Source organism: Geomonas azotofigens (assembly GCF_018919395.1).
Lineage (GTDB): Bacteria > Desulfobacterota > Desulfuromonadia > Geobacterales > Geobacteraceae > Geomonas > Geomonas azotofigens.
Genome location: NZ_JAHLME010000008.1, coordinates 50,801 through 76,281, shown reverse-complemented (window position 1 = coordinate 76,281; position 25,481 = coordinate 50,801). Strand labels below are relative to the sequence as shown.

The window sequence follows — 25,481 nt, the reverse complement described above, 5'->3', positions numbered from 1 at the left end:
GGGGCGAGGGGATGGGGGGGATAGGGCGAATGATTATTCGCCCCTACGCCCCGCTGCTCTTGGTGATCATGATCACGCCGATTGCGACCAGCACGGTCCCCGCCCAGCGCAACGGGCTCACCACCTCGTGCAGAAAGTACTGGGACAGGAAGGCGACCAGTATGTAGTTCAGGGCCTGCATGGGCAGGGCTACCGACAGGTCCTCCCAGGAGAGTACGGCGAGCCAGAGGAAGAAGAAGACGGCAAGCATGGCGGTGCCAAAGACCAGCTTCGGGGTGGTGAGCGCCTGCACGGCGACCCTCATGATCCCCCTCAGGTTCATGGTGGAAATGTCCCCCAGTTCCTTCATGCCGCTGGCCAGCAGCAGGTCCCCTATGGTCCCCGCCGTGACCGCCGCCAGCATGACTACTACGGTCTTAAACATACGCCTTTTCCTCTCCGCGATAGTTTTTCAGTCTGATGCCGGCTGCCGCCAGTTTCTCACGCACACGGGGGCTGGTGAGCGCCGCCAGCTCCGCCTCGTGCTGGTAATCAGGCATGCGGCGCTTGAGCGTGGCACAGGGATGGCAGCCGGGATGGAAGTAGATCTCGGTGAGCCCCTCCCCTACCCCGTCCAGTGCCCGCAGCAGGTACGCCTCGGTCATCTGCCCGGAGTTCAGCAGCCCCTTCACCTCGTGCGCATAGCGGATGCCCAGGCGCTCCAAACGTGGCCGACAGCGATCGGCCAGGCGGGCAAAGATGAAGGCGTCGGCGCACTTCCCCACCAGCCGGCTGCGGTTTAGCGCGAGGTTCGCCGGGAGGTTCTCCCTGGTGAGCCGAAAGCTCTTGATGCCGTAGGTGGGCATCAGCTCGCACAGAATGTCGAACACCACCGGGTGCATGTGGATATTGAGGTGGCCATCGACGTGGGACAACTCGACCCCGGCGTCCCGGCACTTCGCCAGTTGGGCGTCGATCTCCAGGCGCAGCTTTTTCCTCAGCCCCTTCAGGAAGAAGTAGCGCATCCCGGCCAGGACCGGGTCGTCGGTGAACTCCCCTCCCGCGTCGGTCAGGGCGGGCAATCCCCCCTGCGCCAGCACCGCGCTCCCCTGCACCAGGGTGAGGTGCAGCCCGACCTGCAGGGAGGGGTTGGCGCGCGCGAAGGCGGCCGCCTCCTCGAAGGCGTCTCCCCCCACCATGAGGGAGGTGCTGGTGAGCAGACCTTCCAGCCAGGCCTTGATGATGCCGCGGTTCGCCCCGTCGCTCAGGCCGAAGTCGTCGGCGTTCAAGATTATCTCTTTCATAGGGACCTATCGTCTCCTCCCCCAGGAGGGGGGAGGTCGGGAGGGGGGAACGACACAACGTCCCCCTCCCTAACCCTCCCCCTCCGGGGGAGGGAACCACGCCGGTGCAAAATCGTCTAAAGCTCGCTAGCAGGCGGCCTGCTTGCGCTTTCTCATGTAGCTCAGGTACTGTGCCCCTTCTTTCAGGAGCTTGCGGCGCACCTGGGAGTCGACCAGCATGCTGAAGATACTGCGCGCTATGTAGCGGGGGCGGAAGTAGAACTTGTTGTAGAACAGCTCCACCGCGTCGAAGATCTCCTGGTTGGTGAGATCGGGGTAGTTGATGACGCACTTCTGGTGCCCGGTCTCGTCGAGGAAGCTGTCGGAGGCGATCCAGCCGTTCTCCTTGGCCATCTGGTAGAACTCGGTCCCCGGGTACGGGGAGGCCAGGGAGACCTGGATCGAGGTGAGGTCGAGATCGATGGCGTAGGCGATGGTTTCCTTGATGGTCTCGCGGGTCTCGCCGGGAAGTCCCAGCACGAAGGCGCCGTGCACGGTGATGCCGAGCTTCTTGCAGTTTTTGGTGAACTCGATCGCCTGCGCCTTGGTGACCCCCTTCTTGATGTTCTTGAGGATCTGTTCGTTGCCGGATTCGTAGCCCACCACCACGTGGTGCATCCCCGCCTCGCGCAGCTCCTTCAGGGTCTCGTAGTCGCAGTTGGCGCGGGCGTTGATCACCCAGGAGACGTTCAACGGCTTGATGAGCCTGGCGATGGCGATGGCGTGCTGCTTGTCGGCGGTGAAGGTGTCGTCGTCGAAGGAGATGTCCTTCACGTGGGGGAGGTTCTCCTTGATCCACTTCACCTCCTCGTACACGTTCTGCGGACTTCTCTTTCTGAGCGTGCGCCCGGAGAAGGTCTGGGGCCACAGGCAGTAGATGCAGCGCGAGGGGCAGCCGCGGCTGGCGTAGATGGAGACGTAGGGATGCCGGAAATGAGGGATCACGTACTCGTCGATGGGGAGGTCGCGCTGGTAGATCTTGCTGGCAAAGGGAAGCGCGTCCAGGTCGGCGATCGGGGGGCGGTCCTTGGTGTGCACCACCTTGCCGTCTTTCAGGAAGCTGATGCCGTCCACCTCTTCCCAGGGTTTCCCCTCGCACAGTTCCTTGGTGGAGTAGTCGAACTCGCCGCGGCAGACGATGTCGACCGCGCCGGCGGCGAAGCGGAGGCTCTCTTCGGGGAGGATGCTCACGTGGGGACCGGTCAGTACCGTCACCGTCCCGGGTTTCTGCGCCTTGACCCGGCGTGCGGTCTCCACGTCGATGGCGAGGGTCGGGGTGGAGGTGTACATCACCACCATGTCGTAATCTTTGGCTATATCAAGGCAGGCATCGAGGTCCAGGCGCTGCACCGGCGCGTCGACCACGCGGGAGCCTTCGATCATCCCGGCAGGATAGGTGAGCCAGCCGGGGAACCAGAAAGAGGTCACCTCGCGCGAGGCCTGGTAGCGCGCACCGGCACCTCCGTCAAAATCTTCGAAGGTCGGCGGGTTCAAAAACAACGGCTTCATACACCCTCCAGATTAATAGCGTCACACCAAAAAAAAGAAGCCTGACTATAAGACGGCGGCCACCTTTTGTCAAGGCGAACCGGCCTTTAGCCAGGGAAAGCGTTGCGGTTGCGCCTCCCCTCTGATAAAGTGACCGGTCGAAAGGGAGAACCAAAATGGCCAAGGAAAACAAAAGCCTGGGCGTGGTGGCCGCCATGCCCCAGGAGATAGCGCCGGTACTGGCGCGCATAAAGGGATACGCGCGCGGCAACATCGACGGGCGCAACCTGTACCGCTTCCCCGTGAACGGCAGCCTGGTCAACCTGATCGAGTCCGGGATGGGTCCCGCGCAGGGCGCGGCGGCAACCAGGGCGCTGATCAGGCACGCGCAACCGGATGCGATCCTCCATTTCGGCTTCGGCGGCGCCGTCCTGCCCGGCCTCGAGGTCGGCGAACTGGTGCTGGCGGACCGGGTCTTTCGCCTGGACCAGGACGGGCTGAGCGAGCTCCCGCCGCCCGACTCGGCACTGGCGGCCCTGCTACAGGACAGCTGCGCCAGGGTGGGGGTGCAGTTGCGGCGCGGAGGCTTCATCACCGCCAGCGGCATCAGGAACAAGGGCGAGATGGCGAGCCTGCTCGGCGGGAGCACACCGCTGCCGCTGCTCGAGATGGAGACGGCGGCGGTGCTCGAACAGGCGCAGGCCGCGGGGGTTCCGTTGGTGGCGATCCGGGGGGTAAGCGACGCGGCCGACGAGGAGCTCGGGTTCACCATCGAGGAGTTCTGCGACGCCAGCCTCAACCTGGTCCCGTGGCGGGTGGCGTGGACCATGACCAAGCGGCCGTGGCTGATTCCGCAACTGATCAGGCTGTCGGGAAATTGCCGGAGGGCGGGGAAGCGGCTGGCGCTGGCCGTCGAGCTCGCGCTGCAGGCGCTGACGCGGCAGCCCCCGCTTTAGTCGAAGCTCTCGGAAAACCGGGCGGCGATCTCGCCTTTCAGGTAGGCGTCCGCCTCGGCGGCGGTGGCAAAGCCCAGGGCCTTCAGGGCCACCTCGCGCGCCTCCTGCACGGTGCAACGACGAAGGATCTTCTTGACGCGCGGGATGGAGACCGCGTTCATGGAAAGCTCGTCGTAACCAAGCCCCAAAAGGATCGGGAGGTACTCCGGGTCCCCCGCCATCTCGCCGCAGATGGAGGCCTCGATCCCCGCCGCATGCGCCGCGTCGACGATGGTCTTCAGCGAACGGAGCACGGCCGGGTGCAGCGGCTGGAACAGCGAGGAGAGGTGCTCGTTGGTGCGGTCGATGGCCAGCGTGTACTGGATCAGGTCGTTGGTGCCGACGCTGAAGAAATCGACCTCGGCCGCCAGGAGATCGGCGATGACCACGGCGGACGGGATCTCGATCATGATGCCGACCTGCACCTTCTCATCGAAGGGGTGCCTGCCGCGCAGTTCCTCCTTCACTTCCTCCAACAGGGCCTTGGCGGCCCGCACCTCGGGCACACCTGACACCATCGGGAAGAAGAGCTTCACCTCGCCGAAGGCGCTCGCCCTGAGGATCGCGCGCAACTGCGCCTTGAAGGCCTCGGGCTGGCGCAGCGAGAGGCGGATCGCCCGCACCCCCAGCGCCGGGTTCATCTCGTCGGAGAGGTCGAGGTCGGTGAGGCACTTGTCGCCGCCGATATCGAGCGTCCTGATGGTCACCGGCTGCGGCGCCATTTCCTTCACCAGCGCCGCGTACGCCTCGAACTGCTCCTCCTCGGTGGGGAGCTTGCTGCGGTTGAAAAAGAGCATCTCGGTGCGGTAGAGCCCGATCCCCTCGCCGCCGTGCTTGTGCACGGAGGCGACCTCCTCGATGAACTCCACGTTCCCCTTGAGACGCATCCGGTGCCCGTCCAGGGTCTGGGCCGGCAGGTCGCGCAGCTTCAGGAGTTCCCGCTCCACGTACTCGTAGCGCTGCTTCTTCTGCAGGTACTCCTTGAATTCCTCGGCACTTGGGTTGACGATGACCACCCCGGTGGAGCCGTCGATGATCAGCGTGTCCCCTTCGCGGACCTCGGTCGTCGCCCGCTCGAGCCCCACCACGGCGGGGACCTCGAAGGCGCGGGCCAGGATCGAGGAATGGGAGGTCTTCCCCCCGAGGTCGGTGATGAAGCCCATCACCTTGGTCCTGTCGATCTGCAGGATGTCGGCCGGGGAGAGGTCGTGGGCCACCACGATCGCCTTCCCTTCGATGTTGTCGATCGGCTCCTGTTTCTGCCCCACCATGTGCCGGAGCACGCGTTCGACCACCGTCTCCACGTCGCCGCCGCGCTCGCGCAGGTACTCGTCGTCCACCCCCTCGAAGAAGGCCTTGAAGCGCCCCAGGGTCCGTTTTAGGGCCCCCTCGGCGTTGATGCCGAGGCGCTCGATGTACTGCGTGGTCTCGCCGACCAGCATGGTGTCGTCCAGGAGCATGAGGTGTGCGTCGATGACGCAGAGGTGCTCGGGACCGTGGGTGCTGGAGAGCTGCTCCCTCAGGTCGCAGAGTTCCCCCTTGGCCCGCTCGATGGCGCGGCTGAAGCGCTCCATCTCGCCCGGGATCTCCTCGTTGGCCACCAGCACCTCGGTGACCGCGACGCGGCGCCGGTCGGTGATGCGCACCTGCCCGATGGCGATCCCGGCGGAGGCACCGATCCCCCTCAGCTGTCTCGACTCACTCTTCTCCGAATCCATTCCGGATCAGCTCCCCGATTGCGGCGTAGGCCTCGACCTCGTCCGCCCCCTCGACCTTGAGCGTGATGGTGCTCCCCTTGGCGGCCGCCAGCATCATGATCCCCATGATGCTCTTGCCGTTCACCTCGACCCCCTCCCGCTCAATCCTGATCTCGGAGGAAAAGCCGCTGGAGGTCTTCACCAGGAGCGCGGAGGCCCGGGCATGCAGCCCAAGCTTGTTGGGTATTACGAATTCGCCTTCTATCATATGTGCACTCCCCCACCTGCGCCCAAGGCATCGGTAGGGATATCCTCCTTTGCTTACTTTTTCAGGAAGTCCCCTGCTACCGTGATCCCCTCCTGCGCGCTCTCCTTGAGCTTCAGGGCGAGTTCCGCCACGCCGCAGCGGTTGCGCTCCTGGGTGAAGCGGATCAGCATGGGGAGGTTCACACCGGTCAACACCTCGACCTTCCCCTCCTGCAGGAAGGAGATGCTCATGTTGGATGGGGTGCCTCCGAACATGTCGGTCATGATGATGGCCCCGTCGCCGGAGACCCGGGCCACCGCGTCCTTGATGGCGGACATGACGTCCGTGGCCGACGCGTCGGGAGCGATCGCCACCGCCTCGGCCAGTTCCAACTTCCCTACTATCATCTCCGCCGCGGTCAGAAGCTCACTGGCCACGCCGGCATGTGCTACCAAAAGCAGTCCTATCATCCCAGCCCCTTCTCTATGTCCCTGTGGGAAATTTTTATGTTCACGTTCCGCTGCCGGAAGTAGTTGTACAGCTCTTCTGCGATGGCCACCGAGCGATGTCTGCCGCCGGTGCAGCCGATGGAAACGGAGAGGTAGGACTTACCCTCCCTGCGGTAACCCGGCAGCAGGAACTCCAGCATGTCCCGGAAACGCTCCAGGAACACGATGGTCTCCTTCTGCTTGAGGACGTAATCGCGCACTCCCGGCTCCAGGCCGGAGAAGTGGCGCAGTTCGGCCACGAAGTACGGGTTGGGGAGAAAGCGCACGTCCATGACCAGGTCGCTCTCCAGGGGGAGCCCGTAGCGAAAGCCGAAGGACTGCAGGTTCACCTGCATCTCCAGGGCCCCCTCGCCCCCCTTCACCAGCCCGATCACCACCTCCTTGAGGCGGTGCACGTTCATCTCCGAGGTGTCGATGATGGCGGTGGCGATGCGCCTAAGGCCGGCCAGCTGGTCGCGCTCGAAGCGGATCCCCTCCGGGACGCTCGCCCCCTCCAGCGCCGGGTGGCGGCGCCGGGTCTCGGAGAAGCGCCGGATCAGCACCTCGTCGGTGGCGTCGAAGTAGAAGATCTTGACGCTGTGCCCGGCCGAGGCGATGGCCTGGAACACCTGGTCGTACCCCTTGATGAAATCGCGGCTCCTGATGTCCATCACCAGGGCCACGTCCTTGATGTCCTCGCGCGAGTGCTCCACGAGCTCGATGAAGGTGCTCACCAGGGAGACCGGGAGGTTGTCGAGACAGAAGAACCCCTCGTCCTCCAGCGCCTTCACCGCCGTCGATTTTCCCGATCCGGAGAGGCCGGTTATGATGACGATGCGCATGCTACTCCACCTCGTTGCCCAGGGGGCGGAACTCCAGGCGGGCCAGGAGCTTCTCGTGGAACTCCCGCGCCGAGTGGTACCCCATCCCCTTCAAAAGGAAGTTCCTGGCGGCCACCTCGATGATCGAGGTCAGGTTGCGGCCCGGCCGGACCGGTATCTTCAGGTGCGGCAGGTCCACCCCCAGGATGGTCTTGACCGGTTCGTCGATCCCCAGCCGCTCGTACTCCTGGTTCGCGTCCCACTCCATGAGCTCCAGCACCATGTCGATGATCTTCTTCTCGCGGATCGAGGAGACCCCGTACAGGTCCTTGATGTTGATGATCCCCAGGCCGCGGATCTCCATGTGGTACTGGATGGTCTCCCCGGCCTGCCCCACCAGCGCCGCCGGCATCTTCTTCTTGATATGGATCACGTCGTCGGCGACCAGGCGATGGCCGCGGATGACGAGGTCGAGGGCGCACTCGCTCTTGCCGATGCCGCTCTTGCCCAGAAGGAGCACGCCGACCCCGAGGACGTCGACCAGCACGCCGTGGATATGGGTCGAGGGAAGCAGGCTCTCTTCGAGGAACTTGGTGATCAGGCTGATGAAGGTGGAGGACTGGTGGTGGGTCACCAGAAGGGGGATGCCGGCCGCCTGGGCGCTGCGCTTTAAGAACTCGGGAGGATCGAGCCCCTTGGTGACGATGAAGCAGGCGATGGGGTAGCTGCAGAGCTTCTCGATGTGCCGGGAGCCGACCTCCTCGGGGATCTGGCTCAGGTAGGAGATCTCGGTGTTCCCCAGCACCTGGACGCGGTCCGGATGCAGGTGCTCCGTGTAGCCGGTGAGGGCCAGGCCCGGCTTTTGGATGCGGGAGCTGTAGAGCCGGTTACTCAGGCCCTCGTCACCGCACAGAAGCTGCAGGTCGAGGCCGTAAGCCTTGTCTTCCAACAGATCCTTGATGCTGAGGCTCATGCTTGTCAATGCTGCGACCTTTCCCCCGTGCACGCGAACAGCCCCAGAAGGGGCCGTTATCACGATGGGAGGCGCCACGGGGACGCCTCCCATCCGCTTTTTCAATCCGAAGCCCGGGCTCCGGATCCTTTTTCCAGCTCAAGGAGCGCTACGGGTTCTCCGGCGAGATCAGGCCGTAGTTGCCGTCTTTCCTGCGATACACCACGTTGATGGTCTCGGTGGAGGACTCGGTGTAGACCAGGAAGTCCTTATGCAGCAGTTCCATCTGCATCACCGCCTCCTCGACGGACATCGGTTTCATGGTGAAGCTCTTGGTCTTGATGATGACCGGCGCCTGGGTCCCTTCCTCGATCCCCTGGGCCTGCACGATCGCCTTCTGCACCTGGCGCTCGCGCGCGTCGGAGGCGGGCTTGTGGGCCTTGATGCGCTCCTTGAAGCGGCGCAGCTGGCGCTCGATCTTGTCGGATACGGCGTCGATGGAGGCGTACATGTCGTTGGTCTCTTCCGCGGCCTTGATGGTGATCCCCTTGGCGTTGATGGTCACCTCGGCCATGTGGCGGATCTTCTCAACGGTCAAAAATACCTGGACGACAATCGGCTCGTCTATATATTTCTTAACCCGGTCCAGCTTCTCCTCCGCGTAGCTCTTCAGCGCTTCGCTCGGTTCCATGTGCCTGAATGTCGTGGTTATCTGCATACGAAGTACCTCCCTTTATTGACAATACACGCGAAGCGCCCGCCACAAGCGGTGTTCGCGTTTAGAAATGCTTCTTGCGCTCCGAAGACGAGCCGATGCGGAGCATCTCGCGGTACTTGGTGACAGTGCGCCGGGCGATGACGATGTTGTGGCCGGACAGGAGCTCCGCCAGGCGCTGGTCCGAGTAGGGGCGCTTGGGGTCCTCGTTGTCCACCAGTTCCTTGATCTTGCTCTTGACGCTCTCGGAGGCGATGAAATCCCCCTCGCCGGTGGAGATCCCCGAGTTGAAGAAGTACTTCAGCTCGAAGAGCCCCTGGGGGGTCTGCATGTACTTGTTGGTGGTGACGCGGCTGATGGTGGACTCGTGCATGCCGATATCCTCGGCGATGTCGCGCAAAACCAGCGGGCGCAGGTGCTCGATGCCGCGGTCCAGGAAGTCGCGCTGGAACTTGACGATGCTCTTGGCGACCTTGAAGATGGTGCGCTGGCGCTGCTGGATGCTCTTGATGAGCCAGATGGCGGAGCGCATCTTCTCGCCGATGTAGTCCTCGGCCACCTTGTCCACCGCACGGCTCGACTTGGCTTCGGGTGCGTAGATGGGGTTGATCCTGAGGTTGGGCATCCCCTCGTCGTTCAGCATCACCACGTACTCGTCCCCCACCTTGTGCACGAAGATGTCGGCGGAGATGTACTGCACGTCGTCGCTGCCAAAGACCCGCCCCGGCTTGGGGTCGAGCTCGGCGATGATGCGGGTCGCGGCCAGGATATCGTTCACGTCGACGCCCAGCACCTTTGCGGCCTGCTTGTACTTGTGGCTCTCCAGGTCCTTCAGGTGGTCGCGCAAAAGCGCCTCGACCAGGCTCCCCGACATGCCCAGGCTCGCCACCTGGATCAGCAGGCACTCGCGCAGGTCGCGCGCCCCCACCCCGACCGGGTCGAATTCCTGGATCCGTTTCAGGACCGCCTCCACCAGCGGGGTCAGCACGCTCTCGGCGAAACCGTCGACCGCCTCGGCCAGCTGCTCCTCGGAAGCGCCTGCGGCAAGCCCCGCCCACTCCAGGGCCTCGTCGCTGAAGGGGGGGACCTGGACGCAGGCCGAGGCGATGTCCTCGAGGCTCGCGCGCAGGTAGCCGTCCTCGTCGATGTTGCCGATGATTTCGGCGCCGACCGCCATCTCGCGCTCGGTGAGTCGGGTCAGGCTGAGCTGCCAGAGCAGGTGGTCGAAGAGGGTTGATTTCTTGGTGAGGAGATTCTCAAAGGAGGGACGGTCCTCGTCGTCGTAGTACTGCTCGCCGGAGCTGTAGTTGTAGCCGTCTATGTAGGAATCCCAGTCGGCCTCACGGGTCTCCTCGCCGGCGCGGACCTCCTGGAAGTCGCTGGCGGAACTTTCCGGCTCGGCTTCCTTCTCGCGCAGTTCGAGCTGCTCGGGCTCGCGGATCTCCTCCTGTTCGATGACCTCGTCCAGGATGGGATTTTCCTCCAGTTCCTGCCGCACAACGTCCTGCAGCTCCAGCCTGGAGAGCTGAAGCAGCTTGATGGCCTGCTGCAACTGGGGTGTCATCACCAGTTGCTGACTCATTTTCATCTGCTGGCGCATCTCAATTGCCATAAGTCCTCACAAACCCTTGAAACCCGTTCTACGTTCTATGTTCTACGTTGAAAGCGTGGAAACCCGTTGAAAAACCGTGTAAATGACAAGGGTGCGGCTGTATGAGAATGGCAGATTCCTGTGTTCATGGAGTACGATTTACCTTTGTTCTCATTATAGCGCAAGCCACAATCTTTGGCGACTGGGGTTTGCATTTTTAACGTAGAACGTAGAACCTAGAACATAGAACGTCTTTTTTTCTTTACAGCCTGAACTTGTCTCCCAGATAGATCTCACGCGCCTTCTTGCTCTGGGATATTTGTATCGGATCGCCCACCTCGAGAACCTCTCCGGCGTTCATGATGTAGGCCTTGTCGCACACCCCGAGGGTCTCGCGCACGTTGTGGTCGGAGATGAGCACCCCGAGCCCCTTTCCCTTCAAGGCCGTGATGATGTTCTGAATATCGATCACCGCGATCGGGTCGATGCCGGCGAACGGCTCGTCCAAGAGGATGAAGCTGGGATCGGTGGCCAGCGCCCGGGCGATCTCGACGCGGCGCCTCTCCCCGCCGGAAAGCGCGTAGCCGAGGCTCCCGGCGATGTGCTCGATGCGGAACTCGGCCAAGAGCTCCTCCACCCGCTCCCGGCGCCGCACCGGCTCGAGTTCCATGGTCTCCAGCACGGCCATCAGGTTATCCCTGACGGTAAGGCGCCGGAACACCGACGGCTCCTGGGGGAGGTAGCTGATGCCGCGGCGCGCCCTCTGGTACATGGGGAGCCCGGTGATCGGCTCGCCGTCCAGGAAGACCTCCCCCTGGTCCGGCCGGGTGAGCCCGACCACCATGTAGAAGGTGGTGGTCTTGCCGGCGCCGTTGGGGCCGAGCAACCCGATCACCTCTCCCGAGGAGATCTCCAGGTCCACTCCCTTCACCACCATGCGCTTGTTGAAACCCTTCTGCAGCCCCTTGGTGTAGAGGGTGCTACGGCTTGGCACCGACATTCTTCCCTCCCGGATGGATAACCGCTTCCACCCGTTCCTTCGGGCCGCTGGTAACCACGCTTCTCTGCTCGTTGACGTAGTAGGTGATGATCCTGCCGGTCACCACGTCCTCGCCGGAAACCACCTTGGGGTTGCCGTCCAGGATGATGCGCGCCAGCTTGGGATCGTAGATCCCGTGGGCGCCGGTGGCCTGGCGCTCCTCCTGCACGATGCGCACGTTGCCGAAGGCCTCGACCTGAGACACCTCGTTGTTGGGGCCGCTGTAGGAGACGATCAGGCGGTCCGCGTACAGGGTCATGTCGCCCTGGCGGGCGACCACCTTCCCCTCGAAGGTCGCGGTCTTCTTCTCGTTATCGGTATTAAGGGTGTCCGACTTTATCTTTAATGGTTCTTTGTTGGCGTTGCCCTGGGCGGCGTGGCCCGCCGTGGCCAGGGCAAGCAGCAGCGCGAGGCAGGAGACGATTCGGCGCATCACTTCCCTCCCTGCCGGTACACGGCGCTTATGTCCTTCAACAATCTGAACTTCCTGGTCTGCGTGTAGTACTCCATACCTGTCCCTTCCAACTCGCTTCCGATGTCCGTCAACCTGACCCGCTCGGCGGTCTGCAACATGCCGCGCGCCGCGACGTAGTTGACGCGGGGGGCGGAAAAACCGTACCCCTTGTTGCTTTTACCCCGCACGTTGCCGATCAGGGCGACGTCCCTGGTCCCGTTGTGATATTCGCCGCGGTCCGCGGTAATCAGCAGTTCGCCGACCCCTCCCGCCCCATGCACCACCATCCGAACGCCGGAGAGGTAGGAGATGTCGGCCTGCTTGTTATAGTCGGCCCGTGCCGCCGCCAGCTCCCAATACTTGACCCCCTGTTTGGTTTCCGTGTAATGGAAATTGTGCAGGGAGACATCCACCTGGAGAGGAAGCTTGCGCACCGACAGTTTCGGGGCTACTTCCTGCTGCATACGGAAGACTATGGTGGCAATCACCATCAGGGAGGCGACAACTGCCAGGACGCCGAGGAATCGCTTGAAATTATTGAAGTTATGCATGATTTCGCTGGAAGTATAGCATCTAAAAAATTCACTGTAAAGCGCATTTTGGTGCGCTTCGAAAATTTTGGCACAAAGATTGAAGAAGGCGCAAAACGGTAGTTGGCCGAGTAATTCATGAGAATTCGGCAGCTTAATGCGCCGCCGGTCCCGGTTCGAAAACGGCACCGGCAGCGCTCCGATCTGTCGGGAGAGGAGACGAAATCAGCAGCGGTTGGCGAGGTACCAGGCGTAGGTGTCTCTGAGCCCCTGGTCGAGCTCGATGGTATGGTGCCACCCCAGCTCGTGGATGCGGCTCACGTCGCTGAGCTTTCTGGGGGTGCCGTCGGGCTTGGCAGTGTCGAAGAGGATGGCACCGGCGAAGCCGACTACCGCCGCTATTTTCCGCGCGAGTTCGGCGATGGAAAGTTCCTCGCCGCTCCCCACGTTCACCGGGTCCCACCCCTCGTAATGCCGCATGAGAAACAAAGCGGCGCCGGCCACGTCGTCCACGTGCACGAACTCGCGGTACGGGGTCCCGGTCCCCCAGATGGTGACGCTCTCCGCCCCGGCCGCCTTCGCCTCGTGGAACCTGCGGATCAGGGCGGGGAGGACGTGGGAGGTGGTGAGGTCGAAGTTGTCGTTGGGGCCGTAGAGGTTGGTGGGCATGGCGCAGATGAAGCGGGTGCCGTACTGGCGGTTGTAGGACTGGCACATCTTGATGCCGGCGATCTTGGCGATGGCGTACGGCTCGTTGGTCGGCTCCAGCGGGCCGGTGAGCAGCGCCTCCTCCTTGATCGGCTGCGGCGCGAGCCTCGGGTAGATGCAGGTGGAGCCCAAGAGGAGCAGCTTCTTGACCCCGGCGAGGTAGCTCGAGTGCAGCACGTTGTTCTGGATCATCAGGTTGTCGTAGATGAAGTCGGCGGGGAAGCTGTTGTTGGCGACGATGCCCCCCACCTTGGCGGCCGCCAGGAACACGTACTCCGGGCGCTCCGCCTCGAAGAAGGTCCGGGTCGCCGCCTGGTCGCGCAGGTCGAGCTCGGAGCTCTTGCGCAGCACCAGGTTGGCGTACCCCTGGCGCTCCAGCTCCCGCACCAGGGCCGACCCGACCAGGCCGCGATGCCCGGCCACGAATATCTTGGCGTTATTTTCCATCGGCCCGCAGCTCCCGTTGCGCGATGGCGAGATCGGACTCGGTCATCATCTTGACCAGCTGCGGGAAGCTCGTCTTCGGCTCCCACCCAAGCTCGCGTCTGGCCTTGGTCGCGTCCCCCAGCAGCAGGTCGACCTCCGCCGGACGGAAGTAGCGCGGGTCGATCTCGATCAGGGTCTTGCCGGTCTTGACATCGATCCCCCGCTCACCTTCGCCCTCCCCTTTCCAGGTGAGTTCCATGCCGAGGCTGCCAAAGACCTGCTCGGCGAACTCCCTGACGCTGTGGGTCTCGCCGGTAGCGACGACGTAATCGTCGGGGCGGTCCGCCTGCAGCATGCGCCACATCGCCTCGACGTAGTCGCCCGCGAAGCCCCAGTCCCTCTTCGCCTCCAGGTTCCCCAGGTAGAGACGGTCCTGCAGCCCCAGCTTGATGCGCGCGGCGGCGCGGGTGATCTTGCGGGTCACGAAGGTCTCGCCGCGGCGGGGCGACTCGTGGTTGAAGAGGATGCCGTTACAGGCGAACATGTTGTAGCTTTCCCGGTAATTCACCGTGATATAGAAGGCATAGGCCTTGGCACAGGCGTACGGGGAGCGGGGGTAGAAAGGGGTGGTCTCCTTCTGGGGAGTTTCCAGCACCTTGCCGTAAAGTTCGGAGGAGGAGGCCTGGTAGAAACGGGTGGTGATGCCGGCTTCCTGGATCCCCTCCAGGATGCGCACCGTCCCGAGGGCGTCCACCTCGCCGGTGTACTCCGGGACGTCGAACGAGACGCGGACGTGGCTCTGGGCGCCCAGGTTGTAGATCTCGTCCGGATGGATCTCGCGCAGCAGGCGGTTCACCGAACTGGCGTCATTCAGGTCGCCGTAATGGAGAAAGAGGCGCGTGTCGGCCTCGTGCGGGTCGCGGTAGATGTGGTCGATGCGGCCGGTGTTGAAGGAGGAGGAGCGGCGGATCATACCGTGCACCTCGTACCCCTTCTGCAAGAGAAGTTCGGCGAGATAGGAACCGTCCTGTCCAGTGATACCGGTGATAAACGCCTTCTTCATGAGGCCTCCATAAAATTTGATCCAATAATGAATAGCATGCGGCGGCGGTATGGCAACCGGGAGCGCCGAAACTTATTTGGAAGAGAGGATCTTGTCGATGATGCGGCTGGTGGAACGGCCGTCCACGAACTCGATCAGCTCGACCCGCCCCCCCATGGATTCAACCAGTTCGCGCCCCACGACCTCGTCGATGCTGTAGTCCCCCCCCTTGACCAGGATCGAGGGGCGGAGCGCCTCGATCAGCCGCAGCGGCGTGTCCTCGTCGAAAAGGATGACGTAGTCGACGCAGCCCAGGGCCGCCAGGATGTGCGCCCGCTCCGTCTCCTCGATGAGCGGTCTCCCCTCCCCCTTGAGCCGGCGCACCGAGTCGTCGGTGTTGAGCCCCACCACCAGGAGATCGCCCAACTCGCGCGCCTTCTGCAGGTATTTCACGTGCCCCACGTGTAAAAGATCGAAGCAGCCGTTGGTGAAGACCATTTTTTTGCCACGGGCGCGCTCCCGGGCCATCAGGTGGGCCAGGACGTCCAGGTTCTTGATCTTCGAATCGCTGTCGCGCAGGGAGTGTCCGACCTCCGCGATGATCTCGCGCGGCGAGACCGTGGAGGTGCCGAGCTTGCCGACCACGATGCCGGCCGCCACGTTGGCGACCCAGGCCGCGTCGGCGAGGGTGAGCCCGCAGGCAAGCCCCAGCGAGAGGACCGAGATCACCGTGTCGCCGGCGCCGGTCACGTCGAAGACCTCGCGGGCGACCGTCGGGATGTGCACCGCCTCCCCCTGTGCCGGGAAGAGCGACATGCCCGCCTCGCTGCGGGTGATGAGGAGCGCGTCCAGCTCCAGGCTGGAGAGTATTTGGGACGCCGCCTGTTCCAGCGAGGCCTGGTCGGTTATGGCGGTCCCCGAGGCGACCTCCGCCTCCTTGCGGTTGGGGGTGAGCACGGTTGCGCCGCGGTACTTGGCGAAGTCGTCCCCCTTGGGGTCGACCACCACCGGCACGCCGAGTTCCCTGCCTTTGCGGCAGAGCGCGGCGAGCAGGGGCGGAGTCAGGACCCCCTTCAGGTAGTCGGAGACCACCACCACGTCGAACTCGCCCAGGTGGGCCAGGAGGTAATCGAGCAGCGCCTTCTCGCTGGCGGCTCCGATGGAGGAGCGCATTTCCCGGTCGATCCGGACGATCTGCTGGTTGGCCGCGATGACGCGGGTCTTCTTGCTGGTGGTCCGCTCAGGGTCCTCGACCAGCCCGTCCACCCCGGTCCCCTTCTCCTCCAGCGCGTGGCGCAGAAGCTGGCCGTTTTCGTCAGTGCCGATTACGGAGCCGACAGACACGCGGCAGCCGAGGGCGGCGAGGTTGTTGACCACGTTGCCCGCGCCCCCAAGGCGCAGGTCTTCGCGCGCCACCTCGACCACCTGTACCGGCGCCTCCGGCGAGATCCGTTCCGCGCGTCCCCAGAGGTATTCGTCCAGCATCAGGTCGCCTACCACGAGGGCACGCACCGAGGCGGCGCGCTCAAAAAAGGATTCTACTTCTCGCCTATCCATGGGTTCTCCTGATGGTGCTTGGGGCGGTGGACTGGGCGAATGATTATTCGCCCCTACAGGTGCAGTCCGTTTGCAGCGTTATTTGTGTTCGTGCAGCTTTCAGGGTGGTCAGGGCGAATGATTATTCGCCCCTACAGTTCAGCCCGTGGCACCTTCATTGGTGTTCGTGCAGCTTTGCTGGATTCTCAAGTATGTACTGCCGGGCCAGATCCAGCTCGTTGTCGTTTCGGATGACGTGCTCATAGTAACTGCGCTGCCAAACCTTATCGGCACATGGCTGGTTTTCTTTGAACCATTTCGTTACACCAATCTTGAATCCTCTAACCACTGAACCTACCGTCAATGATGTTCCGTTTTCCTGTAGGGGCGAATAATCATTCGCCCCCCTTACCCGCCCCAGGCTCTGTTCATGCCCTGACAGGAACAGGATGCCGTGCACATGATCGGGCATGACAATGAATGCATCCAGGGTCACCAGAGGAAAATGTCGCGGTATCTCCAGCCAACAACTTCGCACCGCCATTCCAGCCCCGGTCAGCTTCGCCTTTATTCCGGCCGCCTCCTCCACTAAATGGCCGAATAACGCCTGTCTTCCATAGGTGCAAACGGTGACGAAGTACGCGCCATCCTGAGCGTAATCGAATCCATCCAGCCGAACCGAGCGGCGATGGTGCAGGTGCGGTTCGTAGGGCATCGCGACCTCCAAGGCGTGTGGAATAGCCTGCGGCGCGGGCGAATGATTATTCGCCCCTACAGGTTTGACAATGTTTGCAGCATTACCCACACGGCGGCCGAAACGTATGCATGACCTGGATCAAGACGAGTAACCAGCGCGTTGTAGGGGCGAATAATCATTCGCCCTTGACCAACCCGCAAGGTCACCTTTTGTTCCCTATCCGGTCAAGCACCCCCGCTGCCAGCAGCGGAATCATAATCTCGTGGTGCCCGGTGACCGTGTAGCCGCGGCTGTCGCCGGAGGTGGGGCGTTTGACTACGTTCACCAGCGGCCGGTAGTGCTGCTGCATGTCGAAATTGGCGGTGGTGAACCGGTCGACGTGGTGCCCGAGGTTCTGCGCGATGGAAAGGGCCTTCAGGAAGACTTCGGGCAACAACACGGCGCTGCCGATGTTCAGATAGACGCCGCCGTCACCAAGCTCGGAAACGACGGAGGTGAAGATCTGGAAATCGGTGAAGCTGGCAGCCCCGAAGACGGCGCCGTCGGCGGAGGGATGCTGATGGGTGATGTCGGTGCCGATGGCGACATGCACGGTGACCGGGATCCCCTTCTGCACGCAGGCCGCCATGAGGCTCTGATCACGATAGGGAAGTTCGCGCTCCAGGATCATCCGCCCGAGCGATTCGCCGTGACCAAGCCCCTGGGCGACGCCCTGCTTCAACGCCTCGTTGATCTGGGCGCCGGTCTCCTCGGCCATGCCGAAGCTGCCGGCATGCAGCACGGCGCCGACGTCCTCGCTGGTGGCGCCGATGAGGGCGATCTCGAAGTCGTGGATGGAACCGGAACCGTTCAAGGCGACGGCGGTGATGACGTCGGCGTCGATGAGGGATTTGAGCACAGGCTGGAGGCCGCACTTGATGACGTGACCGCCCATGGCCATCACCACGGGCTTACCCTTGGCGCGGGCGGCGACCACGGCGTCGATCACGCCGATCAAGGCCTGGGCACCCAACTGGTCGGGCATGGCTCCGAGGAGTTCGGCCACGCTCATGCCAGCGCGGATCGGCTTGGCGAAGTGCTCCTGCACGTTCATCTTGTTCTTGCGGGATGCTATCGGGTAGGTGCTGACACCAGAAAAATCGAGTGGCCGGTATTTCACAGCGATCCTTTCTGCAGCTTTTAGTGGTGGTTAACTGCGCGGAGGCGGGTGAGCTACTGCCTCTGCACCAAAGGCATCTACATCCCCTCTCCCGGAGGGAGAGGGGACTGGAGAGCCTGACAAGAGAAGGGAAGATAAGGGGACAGGCACCTGGGGAGCCAGTCCCCTCTCTTTAGATCCCGTAAAACTCGCGGTACCAGGCGACGAAGCGGCTGATGCCGTCCTCGATGGAGGTGGCGGGGCGGAAACCGACGTCCCGCATCAGGTCGTCCACGTCGGCGTAGGTGGCGGGCACGTCGCCGGCCTGGATCGGGAGCAGGTTCTTTTGCGCCTCCTTGCCCAGGGCCTGCTCCAGCACCTCGATGAACCTCAAGAGCTCGACCGGATTGTTGTTGCCGATGTTGTAGATCTTGTAGGGGGCGTAGCTGGTGCCCGGGTCGGGATGGGCACCGCTCCAGGTGGAATCCTTCTCGGGCACCTTGTCGATGACGCGGGTGACCCCCTCGACGATGTCGTCGACGTAGGTGAAGTCGCGCTGCATCTTGCCGTAGTTGAAGACGTCGATGGGACGCCCCTCGAGGATCGCCTTGGTGAACAAAAAGAGCGCCATGTCCGGCCGCCCCCAGGGTCCGTACACGGTGAAGAAGCGCAGGCCGGTGGTGGGGATGCCGTAGAGGCTCGAATAGGTGTGGGCCATCAACTCGTTGGCCTTTTTGGTGGCGGCGTAGAGCGAGACCGGATGGTCGACGTTGTGGTGCACGGAGAAAGGCATGGCGGTGTTGGCGCCGTACACCGAACTGGAGGAGGCGTACACCAGGTGCTTGACCCCGTGGTGGCGGCACCCTTCCAGGATGTTCATGAAACCGGAGAGGTTGCTGTCCACGTAGGCGTAGGGATTGATCAGGGAGTAGCGCACACCCGCCTGGGCGGCCAGGTTAACGACGACATCGAAGCGCTCGCGCTCGAACAGGGCCGCCATCCCTTCCCGGTCGGCGAGCTCCATCTTGACGAAGCGGAAGCCGGGCGTCTCTTCGAGCTGCTTCAGCCGTCCGTACTTCAGGTTGACGTCGTAGTAGTCGTTCAGGTTGTCGAGGCCGACCACTTCGACGCCGGCGGCCAAAAGCCTCTTGCTCAGGTGAAAGCCGATGAAACCGGCGGCACCGGTAACCAGCATCTTCCTCATGACTCCTCCTATGCCGCGGGGGGCGGCCAGATTTCTGGAACGGCAAAAATGTACTGGCTGCAACAGGAGGCCGGCCCAAGGCCGGCGTTTGGCATGGAGCGCCGCGGCTGCCGCGGCTGCGCCTTGTTACCGCCCTTACGCCGGGCGGGAGCCGAAGGTGAAGTCCGCCTTCCCCTTGAGAAGGTCCATCAGGAGCGTGCAGACACCTTCGTCGTTCTTTTCAGGACTGTAGTCGGGAACCAGCTTGGTGTAGTGCCGGTCCACCACGCCGTCGTGGCACTGGGAGAGGAGCGCCCCGAAGGCCTGCTCCAGTTCCGCGTGGTCGATCCGGTAGTTCATGATCTCGTCATAGCTGGTAGCCTCCCCGTACTTGAACACGCCGGGGAAGGACTGGTACCAGGTGTTGCCGAAGATGAGCGCCTTCTTCCCCTTGACGAGCGCCTCCCAGCCGACGGTGCCGGTGATGGTGCAGACGAAGAGGGAGCGGTCGGTCAGGGTATGGGTGTTGGCGAACGAGGGGAGCACCACCACGTTCTTGATGCGCCGCAGGCGGTGGTAGAAGAGCGGCCCCCTGTTGTAGGCCCCCTGCTTCGGGTTCTCCTTGACGTAGATCTTCACGTTGTCCGGCAGGATGCTGGCCAGGCACTCGATGGCGAGCGCCTGGTCCCGGAAGTAGCCGCCCAGCGCCGAGGTGGTCATCTCCGGCTGCAGTTGCAGCGGGAAGTAGACGAAGGGGACGTCCAGGTCGTATTCCGCCTTCTCGTACTGGATGATGTGCTCGAAGTACTCCAGCTCGTTGACATGGAAGAACCGTGCGAACGGGTCGCGCCACTTGGGCAGCCGCCGGTAGATGTCGTTGGTGCGCTTCAGAATGTCGTACAGCTTGACGGGGTTCGCCAGGTACGAGGGCTTCTTGATGGCCAAAAACGAGAGGATGTGGCCGATGGCCTTGGCCGTGATCTTCCCGGTCTCCCCCTGCTCCTGCTTCACGTTCTTCATGTAGAAGAGGTCGATTTCCTTGTTCTTCTCGATGTGCGCCGGCGGCGCCTGGTGCCGCTTCGGTTCGAAGCTGCCGTAGGCGTCCATGGAGGGCATGGAGAAGTACTTGTTCGGGAACAGGGACTGGGTCACGATCACGATCTTCAACCCGAGGCTCTTGCCGATCTGGTAGAGGATGGTGTCGTAGGCCAGGTGCGGGACGTTGAAGAACAGCATGTGGGTGATGTTGTTCTCGATCACCTTCTCCGCCATGACGTCGAACAGGATGTAGTAGTAATCCAGGTAATCCTGCATGCAAGCCAGATTGTGAGATTTATAGCAGAATTTTTCGTCCCTGCGATGCAGGTGATCGATGAAAATGGAGATGTCCTTCTCGAAGTCGTCACGGGTGATCACCGAGTGCAGCAGGCCGTTGAACTTCTGCCCATCCATGACATGGGTCTTGCCGACCGCCCTGGTCCTCGTCATCCGGGTCATGGACGAGGCCTTGAGATCGGAGTCCTTGTCGCCGACGTGCAGCAGGAACTCGACCTCATCCCGGTACTGGTCCATGATCTTCTGCAAGATCACGCTGGTGTTCTTAGATGTGGAGACGCACAGCAGTCGCATTGCCATTCGGAAAAACCTCTTCTTTAATTAACATCTGCTGCAGCATGATCCGCAGCGGAAAAACCTCTCAGCGCTAGGCCCCGCCCAAAAGGTCGAAGGAGAGCGGCGTCCCCCTGCGGATGTCGGTGGCGGCCCGCTTGCCCAGGAAGGTCCCCAGGTACTTGGTGGGAAGGCCGTTGCCGGGCCGGATGGCGCGGACGTTCTTCTCGGTGAACGGCTCGCCCGCCTTGACGTCCTCGACCACGTAGAGCGAGCGCCGGAACACCAGCGACTTCTTCTCCTTCTCGGTCGGGCCGTAGCTGATCGTTCCCAGCGACTGCCAGGCGCGCTCGGTCTCGACCACCAGGCTCTTCAGCTCCTCCGGCTCCAGCGAAAAGGTGGAATCGACCCCGCCGTCGGCGCGGCGCAGGGTGAAGTGCTTTTCGATCACCGTGGCGCCGAGGGCCACCGCCGCTACCGAGACCCCGACCCCCATCGAGTGGTCGGAGAGCCCGATCTCGCAGTTAAAGAGTTCCTTCAGGTGCGGGATGGTGCGCGCGTTGGTGTTTTCCGGGGTGCTCGGGTAGGTGCTGGTGCACTTGAGGAGCACCAGGTCGCGGCACCCCGCCTCGCGCGCCGCGCGCACGGTCTCGTCCAGTTCGGCGAGGCTCGCCATGCCGGTGGAGATGATGACCGGCTTCCCGGTGGCCGCCACCGTGCGGATCAGCGGCAGGTCGGTGTTCTCGAAGGAAGCGATCTTGTAGCAAGGCGCGTCCAGCTCCTCCAGGAACTCGACCGAGGTCGCGTCGAAGGGGGTGCTGAAGCAGATGAGGCCAAGCTCGCGGCAGCGGTCGAAGATCGGCTTGTGCCACTCCCACGGGGTGTGCGCCTCCTGGTACAGGTCGTACAGGGAGCGCCCCTTCCAGAGGCTCTTGGGGTCCTCGATGAAGAACTCCCCCTCCTTGATGTCCAGGGTCATGGTGTCGGCGGTGTAGGTCTGCAGCTTCAGGGCGTGCGCGCCGGAAGCGGCCGCGGCCTCGACGATCTCCAGGGCCCGCTCCAGGGACTGGTTGTGGTTGCCCGACATCTCCGCGATGATGAACGGCGCGTGATCCGGGCCGATGAACCTGCCGCCGATCTGGATAGAACTCATTGTGCTGCGTCCTCCCGGAATATCTTTGCCGCCAACGCTTCCTTGTTGGCGAGCCAGTTCTCTTTGAACGTGCCGAAGACGACCACGTCCTCGTAGCACCCGTTCTTCAGCACGTGCCGCACCAGGCGTCCCTCCTGCGCGAAGCCCAGGCGGGTGTGGTACTTGATGCTCCCCTCGTTGAAGGCGAACGCCTCGGCGCAGAGCTTTCGGAACCCCTGCCGCTCGAAGATGTACTCCTGCGCCAGAAAACCCATCACCGTGCCGCAGCCGCGCGGCAGCTCCAGGTCCCCCAGGTAAAAACCCCAGTGGCAGCGGTTGGAGTGGCGGTCGATCTGGTTGAAGCTCTTCAGCCCGACCGGCCGCCCCTGGTACTCGAAGATGAGGGTGGCGGGGAATTCCGCGTCGCGGCTCCGGGCGAACCAGGCCCGGTGCTCCTCGGGGGCGATCAGGTGGTCGGTGTACATGTAGGAGCGCACGCGCTCGGAGTTGCGCCAGGAGAGGACCAGGTCGAGGTCACGCTCTTCGATGGGGCGCAGGTTGAACTCTTCAGGGCGCATCTGTCACCTCGATGGTTTTTTACTTGTCCTCTGCGCGCCAGGCCCGGAACATCAGCTCGGCGCGGTGCCAGTCTTCCAGGGTATCGATGTCCTGGACCTGGTGGCGGGGCAAAAGAACGGGGACCGCCTTTTCCGAGAAGATCTTCTCCTCGGCGATCCAGGCATCGGCGCTCCCCCAGTAGAACTGCCCCGCGTCGTGGAAGGCCTCTTCGAGGTCTTGGGAGCGGGTGGTGAACTGGGCGGGATCGAACATCCCGACGCGGCCGTTGCCGTCGATCCGGATGGCGCGCTGGATCGGGAAGGGGTAGCTCGTCACCGAGAAGGCGTAGGAGCAGCCGGCCTTCTTGATCAGATCGAGGCCGCGTTTGAGATCCGCCGGGGTCACGAAGGGGGCGGTGGCGTAGATGCAGCAGGCGTACTCGGGGCGCTCGCCCTCGTTGGCGACCCACTCCACGGCGTGGCGGATCACGGGGATGGTGCCGGTGTGATCGTCGGAAAGCTCGGCGGGACGCAGGAAAGGAACCTCCGCCCCGAACTTCCGGGCCACCTCGGCGATTTCGGCGTCGTCGGTGGAAACCAGCACCCGGCTGAAGCAGCCGCTTTCAAGCGCCGCCTCGATGGACCAGGCGATCATCGGCTTGCCGCAGAATTCCTTGATGTTCTTGCGGGGGATGCGCTTGCTGCCGCCCCGGGCCGGGATGACGGCTACGTTCACGACAGCGCCTCTTTGAGCGCCGCGACCACCCTATCCTGCTGCTCGTCGCTGAGGCTCGAGAACATGGGAAGGCTGATGGCCTCGGCGTAGTAGCGCTCGGACTCGGGGAAGTCGCCCGGCGTGAACCCCAGGCGCCGGTAGTAAGGCTGGGTGTGCACCGGTATGTAGTGCAGGTTGACCAGGATCCCCTGCGCCCTGAGCGACTCGAACACCTCGCGGTGGCTCTTGGAGATCCGGTCCAGCTCGAGCCGGATCACGTAGAGGTGCAGGCCGGAATAGCTGTCCGGGTGCTGGTACGGGGTGACCACCGGGAGGTCGGCCAGGAGCTCGTCGTAGCGGGCCGCCAGGCGGTGCCGCGCCGCCACGAACTCGTCCAGCCGGCTCATCTGGCTAAGGCCGAGGGCGGCCTGCAGGTCGGTGATACGGTAGTTGAAGCCGAGCTCGATCTGCTGGTAGTACCACGGGCCGTCGCTCTCCCACTCCATGAAGGCGGGGTCGCGGGTGATGCCGTGGCTTCTCAGGCGGATCAAGCGGTCGTAGAGTTCCTTGCGGTTGGTGAGCACCATGCCGCCTTCCGCGGTGGTGATGATCTTCACCGGGTGGAAGCTGAACACGGTCATGTCGGAGAACCGGCAGCCGCCGATGGGCTCCCCCTGGTACTTGCCGCCGATGGCGTGGGAGGCGTCCTCGATGACGGTGAAGCCGTACTCGCGGGAGAGCGCGGCGATCCTGTCCATCTCGCAGGGCTGGCCGGAGAAGTGTACCGGGACCACCACCTTGGGGAGCTTGCAGGTCGCCTTGGCCTTTACCAGCTTTTTTTCCAGCTCGGTCGCGGAGAGGTTGTAGGTCTTCGGGTCGATGTCCACGAAGTCGACACCGGCGCCGCAGTACAGGCCGCAGTTGGCCGAGGCGACGAAGGTGTTCGGGGTGGTCCAGAGGGTGTCCCCCTCGTCGAGATCCGCGGCGAGGCAGGCGATGTGCAGGGCGGAGGTGGCGCTGTTGACGGCCACCGCGTACTTCGCGCCGCAATACTGCGCCACCGCCTGCTCGAAGGCTTCGATGGACGGCCCTTGCGTCAGCCAGTCGGAACGCAGGACGTCAACAACCGCCTGGATGTCGGCCTCAGAGATGGACTGCCGGCCGTAGGGGATCGGTGCCTGTTTCACGCCCTGCCTCCTAGTAGGTGAAGTTCGGGTCGACGTGTTCCTTGATCAGTTCGCGCAGCTCCTCGACGCCCAGCCACTCGCTGTTGGTGCCGGAGTTGTAGCAGAACCCGTCCTGGCAGAGCTTGCCGTTGAAGGCGGCGGCGAACTTGTCCACGTCCCAAAGCGGGATGGAGGGGAGGATGACGAAGTACTTCTCGAATTCGACCGTGGAGATGGCGTCGGTCATGGTGATCATCTCTTCGTGCAGTTTCTCGCCCGGGCGGATGCCCACCACTTCGCGCTTGCAGTTGGGGCCGATCGCCTCGGCGATGTCGTTGATGCGGTAGCTCGGGATCTTGGGGACGAAGATCTCGCCGCCCCACATGTTTTCCAGCGCGTAGAGCACCAGCTTGACGCCGTCCTCGAGGGTGATGTTGAAGCGGGTCATGCGCTCGTCGGTGATCGGGAGGACGCCGGAGCTCTTTTTATTCATGAAGAACGGGATGACGGAACCGCGGCTCCCCATGACGTTGCCGTAGCGGACCACGGAGAACTTGATGTCGTGCTTTCCCTTGAAGTTGTTGGCGGCGACGAAGAGCTTGTCGGAGCAGAGCTTGGTGGCGCCGTAGAGGTTGATCGGGGCGGCAGCCTTGTCGGTGGAAAGGGCGACGACCTGCTTCACGCCGCGCTCGATGGCCGCTTCGATCACGTTCTGAGCACCGTGGATGTTGGTCTTGATCGCCTCGAACGGGTTGTACTCACAGGCCGGGACCTGTTTGAGCGCGGCGGCATGGATGACGATGTCGATCCCTTCCATGGCCTTGGCCAGGCGCTCGCGGTCGCGGACATCGCCGATGAAGTAGCGGATCTGCTTGTACTTGTCGTGGGAGAACTGCTGCGACATCTCGAACTGCTTCAGTTCGTCACGGGAGTAGACCACCACCCGCTCGATCTCCGGATACGCCGTGAGAATGGTTTCCACGAATTTCTTGCCAAACGACCCGGTGCCACCGGTAACCAGAATGCTGCGATTTTTTAACACGTTCGTCCCTCGCTCGTAATTTCGATGAATATCTTTTCAGGCCGGGCGGCAGCGCCGTCCCCGCCTACTACTCTGACCGCGTCCCGAGCCTTCCAGGCAGGCTCCGGGCAAAACAACGCACAACATAGCAGAAACGCCACAAAAAAGCGAGTAAGGACAGCATCCCCCTCGCCTTTTGTGCAAGTATTGCCC

The 25,481-nt window shown here is 63.0% G+C and carries 26 protein-coding genes; 1 reads left to right on the top strand and 25 read right to left on the bottom strand.

Going from position 1 to position 25,481, the window contains the following annotated elements; all coding sequences use genetic code 11:
* Positions 1-43: 43 nt before the first annotated feature.
* The 3 genes from KOL99_RS19560 to hpnJ all read right to left on the bottom strand — a co-directional run bounded on the left by KOL99_RS19560 (position 44) and on the right by hpnJ (position 2,831).
* Positions 44-424, bottom strand: a complete 381-nt coding sequence (locus KOL99_RS19560) for an EamA family transporter (protein ID WP_199390410.1) — start codon at positions 422-424, stop codon at positions 44-46.
* Positions 417-1,283, bottom strand: a complete 867-nt coding sequence (gene hpnK / locus KOL99_RS19555; protein ID WP_216512154.1) for a hopanoid biosynthesis-associated protein HpnK — start codon at positions 1,281-1,283, stop codon at positions 417-419. The genes KOL99_RS19560 and hpnK overlap by 8 nt, the downstream gene beginning before the upstream one ends.
* Before the next feature lie 126 nt (positions 1,284-1,409).
* The gene (gene hpnJ, locus KOL99_RS19550) at positions 1,410-2,831 is read right to left on the bottom strand and encodes a hopanoid biosynthesis associated radical SAM protein HpnJ (protein WP_216512153.1); all 1,422 of its coding nucleotides are present in this window, start codon (positions 2,829-2,831) and stop codon (positions 1,410-1,412) included.
* Positions 2,832-2,986: 155 nt separating this feature from the next.
* On the opposite strand from hpnJ, the gene KOL99_RS19545 reads away from it, so the two are divergent.
* The gene (locus KOL99_RS19545; RefSeq protein WP_216512152.1) at positions 2,987-3,766 is read left to right on the top strand and encodes a phosphorylase family protein; all 780 of its coding nucleotides are present in this window, start codon (positions 2,987-2,989) and stop codon (positions 3,764-3,766) included.
* On the opposite strand, the gene ptsP is transcribed toward KOL99_RS19545, so the two are convergent.
* The 22 genes from ptsP to pseB form a co-directional block, all read right to left on the bottom strand.
* Positions 3,763-5,523, bottom strand: a complete 1,761-nt coding sequence (gene ptsP, locus KOL99_RS19540) for a phosphoenolpyruvate--protein phosphotransferase (RefSeq protein ID WP_216512151.1) — start codon at positions 5,521-5,523, stop codon at positions 3,763-3,765. The two genes, KOL99_RS19545 and ptsP, sit on opposite strands and share 4 nt — an antisense overlap.
* Positions 5,504-5,770, bottom strand: coding sequence for an HPr family phosphocarrier protein (locus KOL99_RS19535; protein ID WP_183349776.1), 267 nt, complete (start codon positions 5,768-5,770; stop codon positions 5,504-5,506). Before KOL99_RS19535 ends, ptsP begins: the two co-directional genes overlap by 20 nt.
* A 53-nt stretch (positions 5,771-5,823) precedes the next feature.
* A complete protein-coding gene (locus KOL99_RS19530; RefSeq protein ID WP_216512150.1) occupies positions 5,824-6,219 on the bottom strand; it encodes a PTS sugar transporter subunit IIA in 396 nt (131 codons plus the stop codon).
* The gene (gene rapZ / locus KOL99_RS19525; protein ID WP_216512149.1) at positions 6,216-7,079 is read right to left on the bottom strand and encodes an RNase adapter RapZ; all 864 of its coding nucleotides are present in this window, start codon (positions 7,077-7,079) and stop codon (positions 6,216-6,218) included. Before rapZ ends, KOL99_RS19530 begins: the two co-directional genes overlap by 4 nt.
* 1 nt (position 7,080) lies before the next feature.
* The gene (gene hprK / locus KOL99_RS19520) at positions 7,081-8,031 is read right to left on the bottom strand and encodes an HPr(Ser) kinase/phosphatase (protein WP_216499982.1); all 951 of its coding nucleotides are present in this window, start codon (positions 8,029-8,031) and stop codon (positions 7,081-7,083) included.
* Positions 8,032-8,179: 148 nt separating this feature from the next.
* Positions 8,180-8,728 (bottom strand): ribosome hibernation-promoting factor, HPF/YfiA family, encoded by a 549-nt coding sequence (hpf, locus tag KOL99_RS19515; RefSeq protein ID WP_183349769.1) that lies wholly within the window; start codon positions 8,726-8,728, stop codon positions 8,180-8,182.
* Positions 8,729-8,789: 61 nt separating this feature from the next.
* A complete protein-coding gene (gene rpoN, locus KOL99_RS19510) occupies positions 8,790-10,337 on the bottom strand; it encodes an RNA polymerase factor sigma-54 (RefSeq protein ID WP_216512148.1) in 1,548 nt (515 codons plus the stop codon).
* Positions 10,338-10,578: 241 nt separating this feature from the next.
* Complete coding sequence (lptB, locus tag KOL99_RS19505; RefSeq protein WP_216512147.1) at positions 10,579-11,316, bottom strand: LPS export ABC transporter ATP-binding protein; 738 nt, start codon at positions 11,314-11,316, stop codon at positions 10,579-10,581.
* Positions 11,297-11,788 (bottom strand): lipopolysaccharide transport periplasmic protein LptA, encoded by a 492-nt coding sequence (lptA, locus tag KOL99_RS19500; RefSeq protein WP_216512146.1) that lies wholly within the window; start codon positions 11,786-11,788, stop codon positions 11,297-11,299. Before lptA ends, lptB begins: the two co-directional genes overlap by 20 nt.
* Complete coding sequence (gene lptC, locus KOL99_RS19495) at positions 11,788-12,360, bottom strand: LPS export ABC transporter periplasmic protein LptC (RefSeq protein WP_216512145.1); 573 nt, start codon at positions 12,358-12,360, stop codon at positions 11,788-11,790. The genes lptA and lptC overlap by 1 nt, the downstream gene beginning before the upstream one ends.
* A 204-nt stretch (positions 12,361-12,564) precedes the next feature.
* Positions 12,565-13,494: a GDP-L-fucose synthase gene (gene fcl, locus KOL99_RS19490; RefSeq protein ID WP_216512144.1), complete on the bottom strand. Its 930-nt coding sequence runs from the start codon at positions 13,492-13,494 to the stop codon at positions 12,565-12,567.
* Positions 13,484-14,536 carry a GDP-mannose 4,6-dehydratase gene (gmd, locus tag KOL99_RS19485; RefSeq protein ID WP_216512143.1) on the bottom strand — a complete coding sequence of 351 codons (1,053 nt, stop codon included), beginning with the start codon at positions 14,534-14,536 and terminating at the stop codon, positions 13,484-13,486. Before gmd ends, fcl begins: the two co-directional genes overlap by 11 nt.
* A 72-nt stretch (positions 14,537-14,608) precedes the next feature.
* Entirely contained in the window at positions 14,609-16,072 is a 1,464-nt protein-coding gene (gene hldE / locus KOL99_RS19480; RefSeq protein WP_216512142.1) for a bifunctional D-glycero-beta-D-manno-heptose-7-phosphate kinase/D-glycero-beta-D-manno-heptose 1-phosphate adenylyltransferase HldE, read from the bottom strand.
* 154 nt (positions 16,073-16,226) lie between these two features.
* Positions 16,227-16,766 carry a transposase gene (locus KOL99_RS19475; RefSeq protein WP_216512141.1) on the bottom strand — a complete coding sequence of 180 codons (540 nt, stop codon included), beginning with the start codon at positions 16,764-16,766 and terminating at the stop codon, positions 16,227-16,229.
* A gap of 184 nt (positions 16,767-16,950) precedes the next feature.
* Entirely contained in the window at positions 16,951-17,907 is a 957-nt protein-coding gene (locus KOL99_RS19470) for a hypothetical protein (RefSeq protein WP_216512140.1), read from the bottom strand.
* Between the two features lie 172 nt (positions 17,908-18,079).
* Positions 18,080-19,090, bottom strand: coding sequence for an NAD-dependent epimerase (locus KOL99_RS19465; RefSeq protein ID WP_216512139.1), 1,011 nt, complete (start codon positions 19,088-19,090; stop codon positions 18,080-18,082).
* A 135-nt stretch (positions 19,091-19,225) separates the two neighbouring features.
* On the bottom strand, positions 19,226-20,704 hold the full coding sequence (locus tag KOL99_RS19460) for a capsular biosynthesis protein (protein WP_216512138.1): 1,479 nt from the start codon (positions 20,702-20,704) through the stop codon (positions 19,226-19,228).
* A gap of 67 nt (positions 20,705-20,771) precedes the next feature.
* Positions 20,772-21,830 carry a pseudaminic acid synthase gene (pseI, locus tag KOL99_RS19455; RefSeq protein WP_216512137.1) on the bottom strand — a complete coding sequence of 353 codons (1,059 nt, stop codon included), beginning with the start codon at positions 21,828-21,830 and terminating at the stop codon, positions 20,772-20,774.
* Complete coding sequence (gene pseH, locus KOL99_RS19450) at positions 21,827-22,387, bottom strand: UDP-4-amino-4,6-dideoxy-N-acetyl-beta-L-altrosamine N-acetyltransferase (protein ID WP_216512136.1); 561 nt, start codon at positions 22,385-22,387, stop codon at positions 21,827-21,829. The genes pseI and pseH overlap by 4 nt, the downstream gene beginning before the upstream one ends.
* A 19-nt stretch (positions 22,388-22,406) precedes the next feature.
* Positions 22,407-23,102, bottom strand: coding sequence for a pseudaminic acid cytidylyltransferase (pseF, locus tag KOL99_RS19445; RefSeq protein ID WP_216512135.1), 696 nt, complete (start codon positions 23,100-23,102; stop codon positions 22,407-22,409).
* Positions 23,099-24,268, bottom strand: a complete 1,170-nt coding sequence (gene pseC / locus KOL99_RS19440; RefSeq protein WP_216512134.1) for a UDP-4-amino-4,6-dideoxy-N-acetyl-beta-L-altrosamine transaminase — start codon at positions 24,266-24,268, stop codon at positions 23,099-23,101. Before pseC ends, pseF begins: the two co-directional genes overlap by 4 nt.
* 10 nt (positions 24,269-24,278) lie before the next feature.
* Entirely contained in the window at positions 24,279-25,289 is a 1,011-nt protein-coding gene (gene pseB, locus KOL99_RS19435; protein WP_216512133.1) for a UDP-N-acetylglucosamine 4,6-dehydratase (inverting), read from the bottom strand.
* Positions 25,290-25,481 lie beyond the last annotated feature (192 nt).